General features: G+C 52.0%; 15 protein-coding genes, 1 rRNA gene and 1 riboswitch. Of the genes, 3 read left to right on the forward strand and 13 right to left on the reverse strand.

Annotation, left to right across the window (positions count from 1 at the left end; translation table 11 throughout):
• The 8 genes from ACI48K_RS15580 to bcp all read right to left on the reverse strand — a co-directional run.
• A 16S ribosomal RNA gene (locus tag ACI48K_RS15580) occupies positions 1-81 on the reverse strand; the annotation flags it as partial.
• Between the two features lie 498 nt (positions 82-579).
• Positions 580-1,980: an NCS2 family permease gene (locus ACI48K_RS15585; RefSeq protein ID WP_475028536.1), complete on the reverse strand. Its 1,401-nt coding sequence runs from the start codon at positions 1,978-1,980 to the stop codon at positions 580-582.
• A 142-nt stretch (positions 1,981-2,122) separates the two neighbouring features.
• Positions 2,123-2,223, reverse strand: a riboswitch (purine riboswitch).
• 295 nt (positions 2,224-2,518) lie between these two features.
• Positions 2,519-4,057 (reverse strand): glutamine-hydrolyzing GMP synthase, encoded by a 1,539-nt coding sequence (guaA, locus tag ACI48K_RS15590; protein WP_475028537.1) that lies wholly within the window; start codon positions 4,055-4,057, stop codon positions 2,519-2,521.
• Positions 4,058-4,133: 76 nt separating this feature from the next.
• Entirely contained in the window at positions 4,134-6,419 is a 2,286-nt protein-coding gene (locus ACI48K_RS15595) for a DUF4129 domain-containing transglutaminase family protein (protein WP_475028538.1), read from the reverse strand.
• A complete protein-coding gene (locus ACI48K_RS15600; protein WP_475028539.1) occupies positions 6,406-7,722 on the reverse strand; it encodes a DUF58 domain-containing protein in 1,317 nt (438 codons plus the stop codon). Before ACI48K_RS15600 ends, ACI48K_RS15595 begins: the two co-directional genes overlap by 14 nt.
• Positions 7,719-8,687: an AAA family ATPase gene (locus ACI48K_RS15605; RefSeq protein WP_475028540.1), complete on the reverse strand. Its 969-nt coding sequence runs from the start codon at positions 8,685-8,687 to the stop codon at positions 7,719-7,721. The genes ACI48K_RS15600 and ACI48K_RS15605 overlap by 4 nt, the downstream gene beginning before the upstream one ends.
• A gap of 110 nt (positions 8,688-8,797) precedes the next feature.
• Positions 8,798-10,183, reverse strand: coding sequence for a polysaccharide deacetylase family protein (locus ACI48K_RS15610; RefSeq protein WP_475028541.1), 1,386 nt, complete (start codon positions 10,181-10,183; stop codon positions 8,798-8,800).
• A gap of 197 nt (positions 10,184-10,380) precedes the next feature.
• Positions 10,381-10,857: a thioredoxin-dependent thiol peroxidase gene (gene bcp, locus ACI48K_RS15615; protein ID WP_475028542.1), complete on the reverse strand. Its 477-nt coding sequence runs from the start codon at positions 10,855-10,857 to the stop codon at positions 10,381-10,383.
• Positions 10,858-10,993: 136 nt separating this feature from the next.
• Here bcp and ACI48K_RS15620 point away from each other — a divergent pair, with 136 nt between their 5' ends.
• The 3 genes from ACI48K_RS15620 to ACI48K_RS15630 all read left to right on the forward strand — a co-directional run bounded on the left by ACI48K_RS15620 (position 10,994) and on the right by ACI48K_RS15630 (position 14,580).
• Positions 10,994-12,079, forward strand: coding sequence for an LCP family protein (locus tag ACI48K_RS15620; protein WP_475028543.1), 1,086 nt, complete (start codon positions 10,994-10,996; stop codon positions 12,077-12,079).
• Positions 12,080-12,158: 79 nt separating this feature from the next.
• On the forward strand, positions 12,159-13,469 hold the full coding sequence (locus tag ACI48K_RS15625; RefSeq protein ID WP_475028544.1) for a glutamate-1-semialdehyde 2,1-aminomutase: 1,311 nt from the start codon (positions 12,159-12,161) through the stop codon (positions 13,467-13,469).
• 139 nt (positions 13,470-13,608) lie between these two features.
• Entirely contained in the window at positions 13,609-14,580 is a 972-nt protein-coding gene (locus ACI48K_RS15630; RefSeq protein ID WP_475028545.1) for a bile acid:sodium symporter family protein, read from the forward strand.
• A 114-nt stretch (positions 14,581-14,694) separates the two neighbouring features.
• Here the strand turns inward: ACI48K_RS15630 and ACI48K_RS15635 are convergent, their stop codons facing one another.
• The 5 genes from ACI48K_RS15635 to ACI48K_RS15655 all read right to left on the reverse strand — a co-directional run bounded on the left by ACI48K_RS15635 (position 14,695) and on the right by ACI48K_RS15655 (position 21,525).
• Entirely contained in the window at positions 14,695-16,155 is a 1,461-nt protein-coding gene (locus tag ACI48K_RS15635; protein WP_475028546.1) for an ABC transporter substrate-binding protein, read from the reverse strand.
• 302 nt (positions 16,156-16,457) lie between these two features.
• A complete protein-coding gene (locus tag ACI48K_RS15640) occupies positions 16,458-17,324 on the reverse strand; it encodes a carbohydrate ABC transporter permease (RefSeq protein WP_475028547.1) in 867 nt (288 codons plus the stop codon).
• A 1-nt stretch (position 17,325) separates the two neighbouring features.
• Positions 17,326-18,219, reverse strand: coding sequence for a carbohydrate ABC transporter permease (locus ACI48K_RS15645; RefSeq protein WP_475028687.1), 894 nt, complete (start codon positions 18,217-18,219; stop codon positions 17,326-17,328).
• A gap of 143 nt (positions 18,220-18,362) precedes the next feature.
• Complete coding sequence (locus tag ACI48K_RS15650) at positions 18,363-19,700, reverse strand: response regulator transcription factor (protein ID WP_475028548.1); 1,338 nt, start codon at positions 19,698-19,700, stop codon at positions 18,363-18,365.
• Between the two features lie 19 nt (positions 19,701-19,719).
• Complete coding sequence (locus ACI48K_RS15655) at positions 19,720-21,525, reverse strand: sensor histidine kinase (protein ID WP_475028549.1); 1,806 nt, start codon at positions 21,523-21,525, stop codon at positions 19,720-19,722.
• Positions 21,526-21,924 lie beyond the last annotated feature (399 nt).

Below are 21,924 nucleotides of genomic sequence, written 5' to 3' on the forward strand. Positions count from 1 at the left end.
GAAGGGATAACTCCGCTCGACTTGCATGTATTAGGCACGCCGCCAGCGTTCGTCCTGAGCCAGGATCAAACTCTCCAATAAAGATGGAAGGAGTCTCGTACCCGGAGGTATGAGGTGTTCCATCGAAAGTGTTTGTCTTGCTCATTTAGAAACTGACGAGAAATAAATTTCTCATTTTAATACTCACTCGTTGTTCAGTTTTCAAAGATCAACTTCGCTTTTCTTCGTCGCTGCGTTTCGTCAGCAACTCTTATAATATATCAGGTTTCATCAATTATTGCAAGAAGTTTTTTTCGAAATCTCTTTACAATCTTATTGAAACCCCGCCGCCTTGAGGCGACTTTTATACTATACCAAGCCCGGAGAATAAAAGCAAATTGAAATACATGGAAATTAAGAGGGGAGAAGTACACTTCTAAGTATTATGAATGCATATATTATAGTAGAATTTTCTTTTTAATAGGCCGCGCTGATACAACCCGGTTGCAAAAAAAGCCCGCAGGCTCCTATCAAAAGGAAGCTGCGGGCTTTATAAATGACTGCGAACCATTTCTTTATTAAGAAAAGAAGTTTGTCCGGTTAACCCTGGCTGCCCAGGAAAATATAACGAAGAATGATCAGTACGAACAGGATCCACATTAACCAGTGGATCTTGTATTTTTTCTTGCCCACCAGATTAGCTGCGCTGGCAAGCACAACGTAGAACACGATACCGAAGGAAATACCATTAGCGATGTTGTAGGTGAACGGCATCATTACGATTGTCAAGAAGGCCGGAATCGCAACAACCATGTCTTGGAAGTCGATTTCGCGAACCGATTGCACCATCAGTACGCCGACCACGATCAAAGCTGCCGCTGTTGCAGAACCAGGAATCAATGCAGCTACCGGAGCCAGGAACAATGCAAGCAGGAAGCAAACGCCGGTAGTAACGGCCGTCAAACCTGTACGTCCGCCTTCAGCAACACCAGCCGCACTCTCTACATAAGCCGTCGTCGTGGATGTACCAAGCATTGCGCCGCCGGTTACGGCAAGAGCGTCAACGATCATGGCTTTACCGACGCGTTTTTTACCTTCCTCAGGGTTCTTCATAATTCCGGCGCGGGAAGCCGTACCCACAAGGGTGCCAAACGTATCGAACAATTCAACAAAGGTAAAGGTAGCAATGGCGGAAATAATCCCCGTATGAACGATGCCCGCCCAGTCGAATTTCATGAAGTTGATTTGCGTGAAATCAGGAGCCCATGGCGTTTGCGGACTCGATAAAGTGCCGAAATCAACGACGCCCATCAGCATAGCAATGACCGTCGTGCCCAAAATCCCGAACAAAATCGCGCCGCGAACATTCAGCACCATAAGAACGCCGATCAAGAGCAGGCCGATGATAGCAAGTTGAACGTCAGTGCTCTCCAGGCTTCCGAGGTGAATAACTGTTTCAAACCCCAGCACGTCGGTAAACTGGTTGGCGGCGATGTCTTTTCCGGCTTCTACGCCGATTGTCATCAAGCCGCTGTTTTTGAGGCCGATGATCGTAATGAACAACCCGATCCCCACAGTAATAGCGTGCTTCAAGGAATCCGGAATAGCGTCAAGCAGCATTTGCCGAACACGAGTTAAGGTAAGAACGATAAAAATCAGACCGGAAATAAATACGGCGGTGAGGCCCATTTCCCAAGTAAAAGCATGATCGGTTGTAGCCGAAGATAGAATAACGGAAGCAAAGTAAGCGTTCAGACCCATACCTGGCGCAAGCGCAACAGGAAAGTTGATAAACAAGCCCATGGCAATCGTAAAAATACCGGCGGCAAGCGCGGTGGCCAAGAAAACAGAGTACCAGCCCATGTCGATCTGACCGAAAGCCGTAAGCGTATTAGGGTTGACCGTCAGGATGTACGCCATGGCCATAAACGTGGTGAGACCGGCCATTATTTCCGTGCGCACTGTCGTACCGTTCTGTTTCAGCTTAAAAAAACGATCCATGTAAAACTACTCCCCCTTATTATGAGTCGGAAACGACAAAAAGCCCGAGGTAAATTGATCCCCGGGTACCGTCTATCCAGAAGAGGTCTGGAAAAAGCATAAGACGCCCTAAAAGGCGGCAAACGCAAATTTCCTAACAGTGGCTTGTTCCTCTTCTCTTCGTAGCCAGATCATTTACGGTGACCTCGTAGAGACTTCCGGGCCAATTCCCGGAATTATACGAAAAGGATGAAATTGTGATTTGTCGAATATCCGTTCAAGTCCTGCAACGAGGACTTTTCCCATGACTTATTCTAGGCGCCGATGTCAGGTTTGTCAACAGAAAAAACGAATATTCGGAAATAAATACCCGGTTATTGTTCGCGATTTGTATAAATTTCTAAAAATCACTACTTGATCCACCTCAGTATTCTCTACATAAGCCGCTATTATTCGACACTTTTCTTGCAAAAAAAGACCGCCAGAGCTCTTACAGCTGATCTGGCGGTTCATTTATTAAGTCTATCGCATTAATCCCGAATGGTCCATTCCGGGCTCTTTACTCCCATTCGATCGTAGCCGGCGGCTTCGACGTAATGTCGTAGACCACGCGGTTTACGTTTTCCACTTCGTTGACGATACGCACCGAAATTTTCTCGAGCACATCCCATGGAATGCGGGCCCAGTCGGCGGTCATCCCGTCGATCGAGGTAACGGCGCGAATGCCGACCGTATAGGAATAAGTGCGTTCATCGCCCATAACGCCGACGCTTTTCATGTTCGGCAAAGCGGTGAAATACTGCCAGATTTCGCGATCCAGTCCGGCTTTGGCGATTTCGTCACGCAAAATGTAGTCTGAATCCCGAACAATCTTCAGTTTGTCATCCGTAACTTCACCAAGAACACGAATGGCCAGGCCCGGTCCCGGGAAAGGTTGTCTCCAGACAATTTCTTTCGGTAGGCCGCATTCTTCGCCGACTTTACGCACCTCGTCCTTGAAAAGGGTTTTGAGCGGTTCGACCAGCTCAAACTTAATGTCTTCCGGCAAACCGCCCACGTTATGGTGGGATTTGATGGTTTGCGCCGTTGCGGTGCCGCTTTCTACAATGTCCGTATACAGTGTGCCTTGCGCCAGGAATTTGAAGTTGTCAAATTTGGCGGATTCTTCATCAAACACATAAATAAACTCGTTGCCGATGATTTTCCGCTTTTGTTCGGGATCGTCAACGCCCGCCAATTTGGACACGAAGCGTTCGCTCGCATCGATTTTAATAACCTTCATATCGAATTTGCCTACGAACGTCTCCATAACGCTTTCGGCTTCGCCTTTACGCAGCAAGCCATGGTCGATGAACATGCAGGTTAACTGATCGCCGATGGCCTTGTGAATCAGCATGGCCACGACCGAGGAATCCACACCGCCGCTCAGCGCGCACAGCACTTTATTGTCGCCAACTTGAGCGCGGATATCCCGAACCGTGTCCTCGATAAACGTCTCCATGCTCCAGTTGCCTTCGCAATCGCAAACTTCATACAGGAAGTTGCGGATCATTTCGTTCCCGTGAACGGAATGGCGCACTTCAGGATGGAACTGCACGCCGTACATTTGACGCGCCAAATTCGCAAAACCCGCGATCGGAGCATGAGCCGTCGATGCGTCAACGACAAATCCGTCGGGCAGCTCAGTAACGTGATCCCCGTGGCTCATCCATACCGTTTGCTTTGCATCCAAACCTTTGGTCAATGCCGAATGTTCGGCAAAATCAACATCGGCTTTACCGTACTCGCGTTTTTCCGCACGTTCCACTTTACCGCCAAGCTGATGGGCCATCAGCTGCATGCCGTAGCAAATGCCGAAAATCGGCACGCCGATATCATAAACGGCCGGATCGATATGCGGCGCATTTTCAGCATATACGCTGGAAGGTCCGCCGGAGAACACAATCCCCTTAGGAGCTAAAGCCTTCAGCCGCTCAACCGGGGTATTGTAGGGCAGCAATTCGCTGTAGACGCCCAAATCGCGAATTCTTCTTGCAATCAGTTGATTGTATTGTCCTCCAAAATCCAGAACCACAATCATTTCATTTGGCTTATTCATACCTGGCCTCCCTCAATTACTGACACTAATTATACGAACGACATAAGGGGTCGTCAAGGAAGTCCATCCTTAGACTCTAGCGGCTCCGCAACGCCAAATTCCGGCATTTATTCAGGAAATGAACGCTCTCTTTCCGGTCCGGCCGCAAACCTCCGTAATAGAGAACTTCCCAAGTGCGGATAAACTCTTCCAAAGTCTTGGATATTCCAGGGTCATTCTTCTTTACGATCGACAAATATTCTCTTGCCGTCATAGCCGCCGGTTTGGGGCCATGGTTCAAATAAAGCTCCCGCCATACCCGGTCGGCAGCTGCCAGCAATTCGGATGATCCGGGGAAATTCCGCCGACGGCGGTTCAAAAACAGCCATAGCCCGATTAAATTTCCATTTCGTGCAATCTCCCGGCTAATCATTGCAGCAAATCCTGCGCCGAGCAAAATCGAAACTGCCAAAAACGGCCTCGAACGCAAGACATCCCACCAATCCGAAACGATCCGCACCGCTTGGGAATTGATCTGTTTCAAAACATCCAAAGCGCCACGAAACTTGGTAAAATCAAAACCCGCTCCGGTTGCATCCCGGGGTACGGCGTTTTCGTTCAAGGAAAGCGCCGCGCCAAAACCAGGGGTAGGATCAAACGGAACCCAACCCGTCTCCGGAAAATAAACCTCGACCCAGGCATGGGCATCGGCGTAAGTCACAGTGTAATGCTGCAGGCCGTCCCCGCTTGCGCTCCCTTCCGCATTTGAACCCCCGGGCGTAAAGCCTTTAACCCAGCGGGCCGGTATCCCGCCGCTGCGAAGCAAAACGGCCATGGCCGTGGAGAAATGATCGCAGTACCCCATCCGGTCCACGAACAGAAACCGGTCCACGAAATCGGCCCCTGGCGGCGGATATTTCGATTCCAGGCTGTAGGTATAATGGCTTTTCAGATAATCCATTACGGCCACCACCGCATCGTACCGGGTGTTTTTTCCGCCAACAAGCTGCTTGCCGAGCTCGCTTACCCGATCGGGCAGCGTACCCGGGAGCTGAAGATAACGCTCTGTAATTTCCGCCGGGTCTTCCCCTTCGTTATTCCGCAAAGATAATCCGGGCGCCGCTTGCAGAGCGGACGTCAATTCATATCCGAAAACCTGCTGCGACGCTGTGGCACGGTCGATGACAAACGCGTCGGCAGCCGTGTCGAAGCGAGGCTTCGGCTTGACCTGCTCATCCCGGTTGCCCGCATAAATTTTGCCGGTTTCTAAAGGAATGCCGCCGGAAAGGAGTGTCACTTTCCCCGTCAGCGGTTCATTGAAAATGAGCGTCTGTTTGATCTCTCCCAGAGAAGCGGTATCTTCCGAATCCCCTCTTACGCCCTCCGATTCGGGAGGATTCGTCCAGCCGCTCCCTGTATACACGCTTTTGCTCTCGCCACGGAAATACGTCCGCCGCGGAGAAATCGCCGTGAAATAAGGATCATGCCGAAGGCGAAGCGGCGCTCCAAGCTGCGTATCATCCTGGCTGTACCCCGAGACGCTAAAGGCCGGGGAGGTTTCGGGCTCCTCGGAAAAAACATGACCGCTCCACTCGGTCAGCGCTTCGGAGATCTGCTCCCAAGAAACCGGACGCGCCTGCTGAACCGGAAGCACGGAACTCAGACCCGCGGCGCCCAATACGCAAGCAAGAGCCACGGCCCCCCCGACGAATGAAGTCAGACTATACCCATTGCGGGATTCGGACTTATTTAGAATAAGTACCTGCAGGAGCAGGCCCAAACCCGCCGAACGGGCGATACCAAGATACAAATCGACTCCTCCCGCAGTTTCCAGGACAACCAAATACACAAGCGTTGCCGCAAAAAAAAGCAGGATGCCATGTTTGCCAAACGCCAGCATTTGCACTGAAACGACAAGCAGCGTCCAACCGACGAGCAGCAGGAGCATCCTGGATTCGGTGCTTAGCCCGGACAGCATTCCCGTATCGGCCAGCCCCGACAAATCGGAGCCCAGCAGTTGCATATACCCGCCGAACCAAGACAAACCCGTCTGCTGTGCAAAAAAATAATACATCGAGCCGGCGATCATCAAAACAACAATAGGAGTTACAATTCCAGCAGGCAACCGGAAACAGCCAACGAGCAGCAAACACCCCGTCAGCACGAAAAAAAGCCCGATCATCTTCGTTTGTCCCTCAGCGGCAAAAGAATACAACGGATAAAGCCACTCCGCAAACAAACCGAACAGCAGCAGCGACAAAATAATCCGCATACCGGCAGACGTTGCGGCTACTCTTTGGGGTTCGAGATCAGTGGAACGAAGCTCGGAAAAAACCTCCGCAGATCGCACGGATCCTTCGGTGCCCAGATTAGGCGCTGACATAACCAGCCCCCTCCTTTCCAAGTTGCTCCTTAATCGCCGTGGAAAGGTTCACCACTCTTATTCCCCGTTCCCACAGCATAGCCGTCATTGTTCCCGCATCGGAAGCCACACCGTCTTCTTCGGCGCCGGCTCGGGCGCACCAAATCTCCGAAAGGATTCCGGTTTCCGCAAGCCGCAGGACATGCCCCGCCAAATCCGGCGTTAACCGTCCGGTAATCAGCGTCAAGCGCGTGCCTGGTGATACTCCGGATGATGATCGAACCAGCTTAATCAGGTTTTCGGCGCCGATTCCCTTACCTTCCCGGACAGCCGCCAATTGCTCCAGACCGTCATAAAGACCTTGATGTCCCGAGATGGAGATGAATTCCTGCCCTTTCAGTTCACCATGGCTAAAGCGCAGTTCGCCCGCTTGTTCGGCTTCCCGGCGCAACCATGAAGCGGCAGCGGAAACCGCCAGCTCGAACGCGTCTTCCCCCGAAGCGGAAAGCGCTAAATAGGAAGCTGCTCCGCTCGCAAACCCAGCGCTGCGTCCCGTATAAGCAGCTAATTCCGTATCAAGCAGCAGAAACCGGCCGTTCTCCTTTCTTTCCTCCGGAACTCGCGTGAGCAGCGTCCCCTGCTTCGCCGAGCTTTTCCAATGGATTCGCCTCAGCGGATCTCCCGCTTCGTAAGCCCTTAACCTGCCGAAAGAAACGGAATCGTTCGCGACCGCTGCCGGCCGGTCATCCGCCCCCGTCGGCTCCTCGGAATCCCGCAGCCTCCATCTGTCCGGATCGGACGGCAATTCGGCCAGCGGCGCCGGAAAAACTACCGGTCCCGAAGCTATGATCCGGGAACTCCTCTTAAACCATCCGAAGGGGTCTCCCCAGGTTAAGCGCACGGCCTCATTATCATATACGCCGCGATTGATTTCCTTTATATAGTAGGTTCCTGTAAAATTTCTTTTCATGCCGGAGAAAATCAATCCCCCGATTTTGACGCCGGAATGATCTCCGGAGACATCCCTGGCGGAATAAGCAAGTTCGTCCTGTACCTTCAGCCATAACGGCGAAATTCCTCCCTTGCAGGTTATCGTAAGGGTCACGCCTAAGGGTTTGCCCGCAACCGGAAAAACGGAGTCCCAGGTGCGCTCGACCCGTATTTTTCGAGGCCCGAACGCCTGAAACAGAAATCCCTGAAGCATGATAAGCAGCATAAGCAGCGCCAGAAAAAAGGATGAAGTCCCGCCTCGCCAAAAATACCACGCGGCAAAAAGTCCCTCCGCGGCAATCGCCAGCACCCAGCTCCACGCCACGCTTTTCATGACGAGGCCCCCGAAGCGCGGGTAAATACCGGCACCACAGCCCGGTTTAGCAGGTCCGCTACGACCGCGGCACCGCTCATCCCCCCGAGCTTTGCTTCGGTTTTCAGTACGAGCCGGTGGGACAACACCGCTTCCGCAACTGCCTTGACATCGTCGGGCGTGGTAAAAGTCCTCCCCTTGAAATAGGCCATGGCTTGGGAAGCCCCCATCCAGGCAAGCGTACCCCGCGGGCTGATGCCAAGCGCAATTTGGGGATGCCGCCTTGAATTATCGGCTACCGATACCAAATACCGCTTGATGGTATCGTCGACCATCACGTTTCTGACCTGGCGCTGCATCGCCTGGATTTCTTCAGGCATGAGCACCGGTTTCACTTCCGAAAGCGAAGGCTGCTCCCGCAGGCGTTCCAGCATCTCGACCTCCTGCTCCGGCTGCGGATACCCCAGCGTCAGCCGCATCAAGAACCGGTCAAGCTGCGCCTCGGGAAGACGATAGGTGCCTTCGTACTCCAAAGGATTTTGCGTCGCAAGCAGCAGGAACGGCCGCGGCAGTGCCCGGGATTCCCCGTCGACCGTGACCTTCCGCTCCTCCATCGCCTCAAGCAGCGCCGATTGCGTACGGGGTGCAGCCCGGTTAATCTCATCGGCGAGCACGATATTGGCAAACACCGGGCCGGGGCGAAACTCAAAATGGCCGCTCTGCGGGTGGTAGACCGTAACCCCGGTCACGTCGGACGGCATTAAATCCGAAGTGAACTGAATTCGGCCAAAGGAACCTCCCAGGCAGGCAGCCAAAGTGCGAACGAGCATAGTTTTCCCGACGCCGGGTACGTCCTCCAGTAATACATGGCCTCCGTACAGCATCGAAACAACCGACAGCTCGATTTCTTTTCTTTTTCCGACAATTACACGATCCACGCGGCTGACAAGTCTCTCGAGCAGATCATGCGCTTGATCCTGATTCATTGCGTTTCCTCCATTCCCAGAGAAAAAATAGCTAATCTATCTAGCATTTTCTCCAGAAACTAGCGGAAATAGACATGAAAGAGAGAATAAATATATTGAAAAGCCTGACGTCAGCTCGCTTTTACCCGGCGTTCCCCGCCCTCCGAGGTCACCGTGATGACCGGATGACCCGTCGACTCCAGCAGTGTCCGCAGGGGGATCCATAGCGACTGGTTTCTGCGTTCGAAAACAGCGGGATACTCCGGATACTCCCATTCGGTTCCGTCCTGAAGATCAGCGGTGACCGTAACGGTTCCCTGTTCATCAGACACGGTGACCCGGCAGTTTCCCCAAATGATGACGGCGGTTTGATCTTCTCCATTCCACCCTACTTCAGCGCCGAGACGCTCCATCGTCATCCGCAGCGGCACCATGTATTGCCCGTCCCGCATTTCGTATTCCCCGGCCGCAAGCTTGGTCTGAACGCCGCCGGCTTCCACGAACAGCGGCTCGCCGGGGCCAAATAGGGCTGCGTTTGGAGTGATGTTCGCTTCCACCCAAGCTAACGACGGGGCCGGTCTGGATGTCTTTTTCTCAGCCGGATCAAGTCTGAATTGAACGGGCGGCTGATCGGGCGACAATGAGCGAAACTCGTAGCCTTTTTGCTTGTAGAACCGGATGATCTCAGGAAGAGCCTTCACCGTCTCGGAATGGCCCGTGCCGTCATGCATCAGCAGCACAACCTGGTTGCTTTGCTTGGCGGAAGTCACGTTGCCGATGATTTCGGAAGCCGGCACATTTTTACGTTTCGAGTCGCCGCTGTCGATGTTCCAGTCGAACACCTCATACCCCGCCCGTTCCAGCAGTTTGAAGTAGGTCTCGTCAAAATGGCCGTACGTTCCCCCGGGAGCGCGCACAAGCGGAGTGCGGGTTCCGGTAATTTCCCTCAGCACTTCTTCCGTGCTTTTGATCTGATTCCAAAAATGGTCAAAGCGGTCGTATAACTGGTCATACTCATGATTATAGGAATGATTGCCGATGGCATGTCCGGCCTCCGCGATCCGCCGGATCACTTCCGGAGACTGTTTGGCATGCTCCCCTACTACAAAAAAAGTCGCGGTTACCTGCTCTCTCTTTAATATATCAAGCACCTGATCGGTTAGTTTACTGGGTCCGTCGTCGAACGTTAGATAGACGATCTTGCCCGAAACATCCGGCTTCTTCCCGGAAGCGGGAGCCGACGAAGCAGACGCTGCAGGTTTGACTGCCGTTGATTTCACCGATGCCGGTTCGGCAGGGGCGGCAGACAACAAGGAAGCCGTATTTGATGCCGCTTGGGAGGATACCGTTTCGCCGGTTTTCGGGACGCCGGCCAAAGGCTCTTCGGGAACATGCGCGGATACTTCGGGCAAAATAATCTGCCGTATGCCAAACGGAAAGCTGATCAACACGATCAGCGCAATGAATAATGAAACAATCCGAACCGTGGCGTAACCTTGAATCCATTTTCTCTTCATCTTCTTTTCTACCTCCGCAGCTAGATACATCCGTTTATATGAATCATTTTGCTTTCTGGTAGATTGTATGAAGCTAGAAAAGAAAATAGACTCGAGAAACGCAAAAAGATCGTCCGCCTTTCTTGTCCTCCCGGGCAATAAGGCGGCGATCTTTAGACCACCGAAAAAATAGCTGCCTATAACGTAACGATCTTCGCTTAACCGAGGGCTTTGACCGCCTCCAGGACCGCCTCCACATGTCCCTTTACCTTCACCCCGCGCCATTCCTTCCGCAGCTTTCCCTCTTCATCGATCAGGAACGTGGAGCGAACGATGCCTTCGTATTCTCGTCCATACAGCTTCTTAAGCTGCCAGACGCCAAACAAGCGGCTGACTTCATGATCCGCGTCAGACAGGAGCGGAAACGTCAGCCCCTTTTTCTCCGTAAACCGGTCGTGGGCGGAAACCGGATCGCCGCTGATGCCGATTACTGATGCGCCGTATTTAGCCATTTCTCCGTTTAAGTCGCGGAAATCGCAAGCTTCCTGAGTGCAGGCGGGCGTCATATCCTTCGGGTAAAAATAAATTACTACCCTGTGCCCCCGTAAATCATGAAGCGCTATCTCCCCCCCGCCGCTTGCGGGGAGCGTAAAATCAGGGACGGGTTGTCCGACCTGAACTAGCTGTTCTGCCATGGAATATTACCTCCTATATTAACTTCTCGTAAAATCGAAAATTGATTGTGTTTACAAAAGAAATTATAATGTAATGATGTGTAGTATATCTATATAATAACCGAATTTATCGCTTTTTCTGAAAGGAACGAACCTAATGACGAAACGCACAAAACGAGCGATCCTTTGGTCCGTCGTCGGAGTCGTGGTCGCAATTGCCGCCGTAGTGGCCTATTACTTCATCTCCATCTATAACCAGGTTGATAATTTTCAAAAATCGGGAGAAGCCTCTCCCTTTTATAATGTTCAGCCTACCGAGACGAAAGTGGAGGAGCCTCCTAAATGGGAGGGCAAAGAGCGGGTTAACATTCTGCTGATGGGCGTCGATGCCCGCGGTTTGAAGAAAGGGGAAGTCCCGCGCTCGGACACGATGCTGGTCGCCTCTATCGACCCCGTGACCAAAAAAGCTTACCTCTTCTCCATCATGCGCGATACGTACACGAAAATTCCGGAGCATGGCGAAGATCGCATCAACACGGCGATCACCCACGGTCCCAACGTCGCGATGCAGGCGGTTTCCGACCTGCTGGGCATCCCGATCCAATACTATGTGTATACCGACTTCCAGGGCTTCATCGAGCTGGTTGACGCGGTGGGCGGCGTTGATTTTTACGTTGAAAAAGACATGCATTACACCAGCAACGCCGACGATCACCAATACGACATCGATTTGAAAAAAGGACAGCAGCACCTGGACGGCAAAACCGCGCTGCAGTACGTACGGTTCCGCCACGACGCGCTGTCCGACTATTCCCGGACGGAACGCCAGCGCAACTTCCTGAAGGCCGTGGCCGACAAGCTGAAATCGACCACTTCGATCATGAAGCTGCCTTCGATTTTGGATAAGGTGAATCCGTACATCGATACGAATCTGTCTGTGCAGGATATGTGGAAGCTAGCCACCGTAGGCTATGACAGCCAAATGACCGCAAGCGAACAGATTCCGCCGATGGAGCTGCTCAAGGAAGAAACGATCGGCGGTTCCTCCGTGCTTGGCGTCAAGAGCGATGAAGAATTGAAGCAATACGTACAGGATGTGTTCAACAAGACCGAAGAGACCGGTACCGATGAAAACGGCCAGAACTCTTCTAACGATAGCGGAAATGCCGGAAACGCATCCGGCGGCGATAATGACGGCTCGGGGACGACCGGAAACGACGGGAACGGTTCTTCCGGGCCATGACCCGGAAAGAGCCCAAAACCATTGGTTTTCGGAAAGAGGCTAGTCCCGAACCTTAATTATCGAAAGGGAGTTATGATTCATGAAACGTAAGAAATCCGAATTATTGTACGAGGAAGCTCTCCAGCATATCGTTGGCGGCGTCAACAGCCCCTCCCGCTCATTCAAAGCGGTGGGCGGCGGGGCGCCCGTTTTCATGAAAAAAGCGGAAGGCGCGTATTTCTGGGACGTTGACGGCAACCGCTACGTCGATTATTTGGCGGCTTACGGTCCGATCATTACCGGACATGCCCATCCGCATGTCACTAAAGCGATTCAAAAAGCGGCGGCAAACGGTACGCTGTACGGCACGCCAACCGAGCTCGAAATCCAGCTTGCCGTCCTGCTGAAGGAAGCGATTCCTTCCATGGATAAAGTCCGCTTCGTCAACTCCGGCACGGAAGCCGTCATGACGACGATCCGCGTGGCCCGCGCTTATACGAAACGAAACAAAATCATTAAGTTCGCCGGGTGCTACCATGGCCACTCCGACCTTGTGCTGGTCGCGGCCGGTTCCGGCCCGTCCACGCTGGGTATTCCCGACAGCGCCGGAATTCCGACGAGCATCGCGCACGAAGTCATCACCGTGCCGTTTAACGATGCCGCGGCGCTGAAGGAAGCGCTGGACAAGTGGGGCGACGACGTCGCCGCCGTCATGGTCGAGCCGATCGTCGGCAACTTCGGCATGGTGATGCCGAAGCCGGGCTTCCTTGAAGATCTCTGCCGGCTGGCTCGGCAGTACGGCGCCCTCGTCATCTATGACGAGGTCATTACGGCCTTTCGCTTCCACTACGGTTCGGCGCAAACGTACGCCGGGCTGGACAATCACGAAGCGATCCGGCCCGATCTGACCGCGCTCGGCAAAATCATCGGCGGCGGCCTGCCGATCGGCGCTTACGGCGGCAGCAAGGAAATCATGGAGCAGGTGGCTCCGCTGGGCCCGGCTTATCAAGCCGGAACGATGGCCGGCAACCCGGCCTCCATTTCCGCGGGGATCGCCTGCCTGGAAGTGCTGCAGGATGCCCATGTCTACGAAGAGATGAACCGTCTTGCGGTGAAGCTGACCGACGGACTGGCCGAATCGGCCTCCCGCCACGGCGTGCCGTTGACCATCAACCGCATCCGCGGATCGTTCTCCACCCACTTCTGCGATCATCCGGTCACGAACTACACGGAAGCGCAGGAAACCGACGGCGAAGTATTTGCCGCCTTCTTCCGCGCCATGCTGAACCGCGGCGTCAATCTCGCTCCGTCGAAATACGAAGCCTGGTTCCTGACGACGGCTCATACGGACGAAGACATCGACTTCACGCTGGAAGCCGCCGAGGCTTCGTTTAAGGAAATTGCGAAATAATTTAACTCATAGAGCGGCCAAACCACCAATTCCCGAAGTATTGGGAAATTGGTGGTTTTCTTTTGTTTCCTGTCCATTTACGATTCCGGCGATGCGGTCTATACTACAAGAAGCTGAACGTAAAGGAAGTATCTTAAGTATGCTGCAATCCTTAAATCGGCGGTTGAACAAAATGATGCCTCTGATTACCCCGACCAGCTTCTTGATCGGTGTATTATGCGGCAGCCGCCTGTCCGGATTTACCTATTTGTCGCCGTGGCTGTTCGCTTTCATGACCTTCGCCGGAAGCATCAGCCTCGGATTCAAGGATTTTTTGAACGTGCTCAAGAAGCCGGTTCCTTTGATCACCTGCCTGTTCATCCTGCACCTGGCGATGCCGGTGATTGCCCTCTCCGCCGGAAAGCTTGCCTTCCCCGGGGACGCATACACGCTGACCGGACTCATTCTGGCCGCCGTCATTCCCACGGGCGTAAGCAGCTTCGTCTGGGTCAGCATCTATAAAGGGAATATCGCGCTGACGCTGTCGATCATCCTGATCGATACGATGCTTGCGCCCTTTGTCGTGCCCGGCGTCCTCTCGCTGCTTATCGGCACAAGCGTGAAGCTCGACGCGGCGTCCATGATGGGAAGCCTGTTCTGGATGATCGTCGTCCCGTCTCTGATCGGAATGGCATTAAACGCCTGGACCCGGGGAGCGATCGTACCCAGATGGGGCCCGAAGTTAAATCCGTTCTCCAAACTGGCCATGGCCGCCGTTGTGTCCATTAACGGCTCGGTCGTTGCGCCGTACCTTACGAATTTCAATTTGCGGCTGGCTGAAGTGGCCGCCGTTATAATCGCGCTGGCTTCAATCGGTTATCTGCTGTGCTTCGGCTTCGCGAGACTGACTCGGCTAAACGATGCCGATAAAGTTGCGCTTGTGTTTAACGGCGGCATGCGCAACATCAGTGCGGGCGCCGTGCTGGCTGTCACGTACTTTCCGGCCCCGGTTGCGTTTCCCGTCGTGCTGGGCATGGTGTTCCAGCAAATGATGGCGTCTCTGATCGGATATTTGCTCGGCCGGCAATCCCGCGATCAAGAGCATTCCCGGGGCGATGATTTCAAAGCCTGACCAAATGACGACGGTAGGTTCTCAGCTTAATAGGCTCTTGGATGACCTGTCCCGGCAATATAAAAAAGCAGCCGGCCCGTGCTTCGGGCCGGCTGCTTTTCTTAGAAACGCTCCTTAGTTCTTCGGAGCCTTGTCAAAGTAGTTTTCTTGTACATATTGCGCGGCTACATCCAATTGTTTCTTGGAATCGGTGCCTTTCTTGGAGAAGGATTCCTGAACAACGTTGGACATTGTCGCATAGTAGTCTTGCGTACCGAACTGAGCTTCCGGCTTGCCTTCCAGCAGGCTGAACAGCTGCGGATCGTATTTGTACACGTTGTCGTACTTGTCGTAAATGGCTTTTACTTTCGATGCATATTCCGAATCGTCGCTGAAGTATTCCAGAGGCGTCGGAACAAAGTATTTGCCTTCGGCTTTACGGGCTTTGATCGTATCTTCCACGGATTTCAAAGCATCATCGGTGAAGTAGTCAAATGTAATATAGCGGAACGCCATTTCTTGTTCATCTTTCGTAGCGTTCGGATTGATAACGAGATAGTTGCCGCCCAGGATACCGTAGTGTTTGCCGCCTTGTTCAGCCGCAGGCATCGGATATGCAACGACATCCTCCGGTTTCATTCCGCCTTCGTTCAGAGCCGCGTTGATGACGTCAAACGCACCGGCAACAACCATGGCCGTCCGGCCTTGTTTGAAGGAGCTGATGGCGTCGCCCCAGCCCAGCGCCCAGTCTTGCGGAATGGCATTAGCATCCCATCTTAATTTTTTGTAGAAGTCAAGCGCTTTAACCCCGGCATCGGAGTTGAAGGTAGCCGTCAACTTGCCGCCTTCATTGCTTTGGATGTCGCCGCCGGCTTCAAACAGGAAGTTGGTCCAGTTCCAGCCTGCTTCGTTGCCTTTACCCATTGGAGCGATCCCGGAGATCCCTTTCTTCGGATCGGCTGCTCCTTTGGCCGTATTGTACATGTCGTCCCAAGTCCAATCCAGTGCCGGTATGGCTACACCTTTGTCGGTAAGCAGTTTTTTGTTGATAACGGTCGAAGTTACATAACCGTTTTGCGTTATCCCGTACACTTTGCCGTCAACGATAAATTGGTTCTGGAGAACCGGGTTGATTTGATCTTTGTACTCCCAGTTATTCCACAAATCCGTGATATCGGCAACCCATCCGCGCTCAACAAGCATTTGTGCTTCGGTAGCCCAAGTATTGAAGAACGTCGGCGCTTCGTTGGAAGCCATTTTCGCGCCAATCTCGTTCACGTCATAATCCCAGTCGTCTTTGATAATCGTAACGTTTGGATATTTTGCTTGGAACCGGGCGATTTTATCGTCTTCCTGCTTGCGCAGCGTCGTTTCGTCCGGCAACGGATAGTGAAGCTTAAGCGTTACTTTCCGCTGCGTGATATCGTCCGCTTCTCCGGAGGATTGAGTGGTGTTTCCGCTATTGCCGCTGTTACCGCTATTGGTAACGGCTCCGTTATTGCTCGTGTTTTCCGCATTGTTCTTGCCTCCGCCGCATGCCGAAAGCAGTGTACCGAACAACATCAGGCACAACAGAATTGTTGTAAACTTGCGCATTGAAACTCCCCTTTTCGTAAAATGTTGTTGTATCTTACATAATCATCATAAAAGAGAATTTTTTAGCAAACGATGTGTAATCGTATTCCTTTCATGTGCAGGCCTACGATAGTCATATTACGTGTTCAAAAAGTCAGGTTTACAGGACCGAGAAGCTTGGATGAAGCTAGGGACTGAGTAGCGGAACATAGGCAGACCTACGTGAGCAACGGAAGGCCCGGATGAATTCAAGCTTCGACGTCGAATCTACTTCATGTACTGCTTCGTTATGGGAAGATGACTTTTTGAACAACCTCTAAACGCTATCCTTTGACTGCGGACAGGCTGACACTGCGCATGATGAACTTCTGGAAGACCAGGAATACGAAGATCGGCGGAATCATCGCCATGAACAGGATCGTGAATTTAACGTTGGTATCCAGGCTTCGGGCGGCGATGACGTATTTGTAAATCGCCGTTGCCAGCGTGTACTTGTCTTCGGTCTGCATAACCAGGGACGGCCAGAACCAATCGTTCCACGCCGAAGAGAAGATAAAGATGGCCAGCGTCGCAAAAATCGGAACCGACAGCGGCAGCGCAATCCGAATGTAGCTGGTCCATTCCGAAGCTCCGTCAATCCGGGCCGCTTCGAAAATCTCCGGGTGGATGCCGTCGAAGAAATTTTTAATAAGCAGGAAATAATACGCGCTTGCTCCGGCCGGAAGCCAGAAAGCCCAATAGGAGTTCAACAGCCCAAGCTCCTTCAGGTTGACGAAGTTCGGAATCATGTAGCTGGACGCCGGAATGAACAAGGTCATCAGAATGAAAAAATATATCCCCTTGCCAAAAGGAACGCGAATTCGCGAAATGCTGAAGGCCGCAAGACCCAGCACCAAAATCGTAATAATCAGATTGCCGACGAAAATCAGCATCGTATTTTTCAGATACGTAGGCAAATCGATGAAATCCCAGCCGCGGGAGAAGTTCTCCCAATGCCATTCCTTCGGGAAAAAATGCGGCGGAAACGAGTTGACCTCCGGATTGCTTTTCAAACCGTTAAACAGCGTCATCGCGATCGGATACAGCATGGTGAAAGCCATGACCGCGATGCACAGCACCATAAATCCGTACACCACTTTATTAAACGGCTTCCGCAAATCGGAAGGCGACAAGATCCCTCTTTCTTTCATGCTAGTATTCCTCCCTGTTCAGCTTGTATTGGACGATGCCAAGGGCGCCGAGCACGATAAACATCAGCACGCCCAGCGCGGTGCCGGCTCCGTAATCGAGCTGCGTGAACGCGTATTTTACCGTCAAGAGAGCATAAGTAAGCGTCGCTTTGTTCGGGCCGCCGTCCAGCATGGCGAGTTGGGATTGGTAGGCCTGCGAGGTCCCGATCAGCTGCAGGATCAGCATGAGCACGATCAAACTGCGCATCGAAGGCAGCGTAATATACCGGATCCGCGCCCATACGCCCGCCCCGTCGATTTCCGCCGCTTCGTACCAGTCCCGCGGAATGCTAAGTACCCCGGCCAAATAAATCAGCATGGCTGAACCAAACTGCTGCCATGTTTCCATGACGACCAGCGACAGCATGGACCACCTGCCGTCGGATACGAACGAAACCGGGTCGCCGCCAAAATAACCGATCACCGCGTTGATCGGGCCGACCGGATCGTACATCCATCTCCACAGTCCGTACAACACGATGCCCGGAACGACGTAAGGCAGGTAAGCCGCGATCCGCGCGAATCCCTGGAAGAACTTTAATTCCGAAATGGCAATGGAAGCCGCGATCGGCACCCAAAACCCGATAACCAGACACAAAAGCATATAATACAAAGTATTTCGCAGCGAGAGCAAAACGTCAGGATTCTTAAGTACTTCAACGTAGTTATCGAAACCGACGAATGTGTTTCCCTTTACGAAATCGATATTATAAAAGCTGTATACCATTCCTTTGATGATCGGAACCCATAAAAAAACAATAAAAATGGCGATGGCCGGAACAAGAAACAAATACCCCATCATGTATTTTTTCCAGTTCGAGCCCCGCCGCAGATTCTTTCGGGTTGGTGTCATCATTTCCGGTTCTTCCTGCATGCTGCCCGGCGAAAAAGCCGTTTCCCCCATCTGTCTCCCTCATTTCTTTAGTAGTGTCTACTCCTAATTGTAGAAAACAGGCTGGAATGCGAACATGTCTAAAACTATGTGAAGTATGGTCGTTCTTACTTCTTCAACTCACTTGGGCTGACGCCGAAAAATTTTTTGAAAATCTTGCTGAAATGCTCCGGCGATTCGTACCCGACCCGCTCGGCGATTTCGTAGCGGCGAAGATCCGTGTTCTGGATCAGCGCCTTGCTTTCTTCCATCCGCAGTTTGATAACGTATTCCCACAGGTTATAACCGGTGTTCTTCTTGAACAGATAGCTCAAGTAATTGGGGCTTACGTGATTTTTCTTGGCGACCTCGTGAATCGTCAGCCCTTTCTGGCTGTAATTTTCTTCGATATACTGCTTCGCATTTTCGACGATACGGTTGTTTTGGGTATTAAGCTCCTCTTGCGAGGGGTCCTGGGCGTAATTATGCCAGTTGAAATCGCCGTAGTAGAACACATGGTAGTCCCCGTGCTCCCCGCTCCACAGCATTGCTTTATCCGCCTGGCGGCTGAGCACGTCAAGAAACTGGATGCCCTTTAAAATCTGGCTGATCCCAACGGTGCACAATATGCCAAGGTATTTGTGGACATGGTGGTGCAGGCTGCGCCCGATCATTTCGAGCTGGTTGATTTTGTTAACGCTGGGCTCCGCATACTCCGTTTCGTTCCACTGCAGGATGATGGCGATCTCCAGGTCCCTCGTATAAAAGGATACGGCATTCCATTCCTGATGCAGCAGCTCCTTGACGATATTCAGCGCCGCATACTGAAACAGCCGCACGTCCCTGTTGTTGTATTTTCCCTTTTCATTCTCTCCGGGAAGCGCAAGCTTCATCTTGATCACGGAAAAATAAGGCCCGTGCAGCCCCAGCCGCTTCATCTCGGGGTCTTCGCCGTCCAGCCCGCTTTCCGCCATTTCGGAGGACTCGGTCAGCAGCCGATTCAGCTGTTCGTGGCTTCCGGGAAGAGGTTCTTCCATTCGAAAGTGCTCCTGATTTTCCTGGGTCAGCCATTCATCCATCTGCGGAACGGGTTTCTCCATCTTAAGCAGGGTATTGCGCACGGAATCGAGGAACTGCTCGCTGTTGAGCGGTTTGATCAAATAATCCTTGGCTCCGAGCCGGATGGCCATCTGGGCGTACTGAAATGTCTCATGAGCGGAAATGATGATGGTCTGCACCCAAGGCTTGAGCATTTTGGCCTGATGCATCAGTTCGATTCCGTTCATCTCTCCCATCTGAATATCGGTTACGACAAGATCGATATTTTCCATTCTTACGTAATCCAAAGCTTCATGCCCGTTATGAGCCGTAATAATCTGATCAATTTCAAGTCCCGAAGACGTTAGTAACCCGGCCAATCCTTTGCAAATGAGCGGTTCATCGTCTACGACCAGGATGTTGTACATGCCCTAATCCCCCTCTTCGTTATAGGCCTGAATTTACGGATTTGGGAAGCGTAATCGTTACGACGGTGCCGCCTTCCGGGCGGCCCGTGTATTTCAAGCCGAATTCCGGTCCAAAATGAAGCCGGAGCCGCTGATGGATATTCCGAATCCCGTATCCGACGGACGGACTTGGGCTTTCGTCATTCAGCAGCTTGTCAATGGCGGCAAAATCCACTGTTTTATAACCGTTATCCTCAATCGTAATTTGCATCCAATCGTCGTATTCCGTAGCGCGGATGGCAATTTCGCCGTCCTCGCCCATATTTTTTACGCCATGGATGATAGCGTTCTCAATTAGAGGCTGCAGCGTGATCTTCGGAATGATGTAAGGAAGCAGCGATTCCGGAATATCCCAAGTAACACGGAACCCGTATTCATAACGGTGCTCCTGGAGCTTGATGTAAGCGGAGGCGTGCTCCAGCTCTTCCCCCAGTGTGATCAGCTCTCTCCCGCGACTTAAACTGATCTTCATCAGTTTGGACAGCTCTTTGATCATTTCCGCGGAAACCGTGTTGCCTTCCATCGTGCTTTTCCAATATATGCTCTCCAGCGTGTTGTAGAGCAAATGCGGATTAATCTGCTGGTACAGGATTTGCAGTTGAGCTTCCTTTTGCTTGATATCCATTTGATATTTGTAATGGATGAGTCCATTCAGGCGTCGGGCCATCTCATAGATCGTCGAGACAAGCACACTGATTTCGTCGTTTCTCCGCCATTTCGGCGTTTCCGGCACCACTTTGCCCGGCTCGTACCTTCTGACGAAATAAACCAGCTTCTGCAGCGGCGTCATCAGCGAGCGCCAGAAATACAAAATCATGCCGAGCCCGACCGCAAAATAAGCTACGGAGATAAAAAGAATAATTCGCTTGATTTCGTTTTGCTGCTGAAGAAGCGCCTTGACCGGCACTTTATAAATCAATTTTTGCTGAAGAACAAAGTTGTAATTAATGACATAAATAAAGTCATCGGTAATGACATCCTTTACCCCGATCAACGAATTTCCGACATCGGCTTCCGGCGGCAAATCGATATCTTCACCGGCCTCCGGAGGCGTCGCATTCAGAATCCGGTTGTTCCAATCGGTAAAATAAAGCTCCCCCTCCGGCACCGACACGGTTTGCATCGAATCGCTGAGCCGCGCGTCAACATTGGAAACGACCAGTACCCCAATCGTACCGCCCTTCGAGATGTTATTGATTGCCCGTATATAAGCGAGCGTTTTTTGGTCCTTTTGCCCGCGAATCGGAGGCGACAAGTGGTTGATCAGCCGCAAATAGCCGTTTCCTTTCTTGGAGACGGCCTCGTCGAACCATTCCGGCTTCTCATGCTCAAGGAAGAAGTACACCCCCGCTTTTCTGGACTCGGGATAATAAGGGGCAAAAAAATAAGAATTGGTCGGATCGTACACATAAAGCGAGTAGTACAAGGGTTCCTGCTGATCCGTTTCTTCGGAATAATAGTTCAGCAGATCCTCCAGCTTCTCATAGTTTTTCACCCGTTCGAGTACCGAAATGTTATCATTCAAGTTCAACTGCTGTACCAGCGGATGTTGAAACACCGTGGAGGCCACTTTGTTAATCGATTCGATATCCCGGCTGATCAGCTTGAAATTTTGCTTGTTCAGCTCGAGGTAGGCGTTGGTTACGGAACGCTTCAAAATTTGGTCGGCCCTATAGTTCCCGTACGTATTCAATGCGAAAAGAGGAACGACCAACACCAGAAATACCAGGATCATTCGCTGCTTCAAACTCATTTGGATCAAGGGGTTCTTGAATCCTGATTTCACTTGCCATGCACCTCCGGCAATTTAACTATAACAATAATAAAAACCCGCAAGTATGCGCGTTTCTACGTAAATCGTGACGGTTCCTAAGATATGGCGCTTAGCCGTCTTACTGCCGATTAAGCATGTTGCCCGCATTATGTAAGCGCTTGTAAGTTTCCGGGTTAACTGGCTGCCCGGTCACTGGCTTGGTGTTTGGTTGCTAATTTGGGATTCCCCGGTTGAGCCCAACAAGAGTCCCCAACAAGAGTCCCCTTCGCTATTAGTTTATAGTATTTCATGTCACTTGCCAGCAAGGAATTTTAGAATTCCCCCGGCTAACGAATCTGAGAGTCGTTATTTTGGACTTTTGGCTTGTTTCATGACTCTAACGGACTCAGGAGCGCTTATCGGGTACAGAAG

It is taken from the genome of Paenibacillus terrisolis (genome assembly GCF_056171975.1).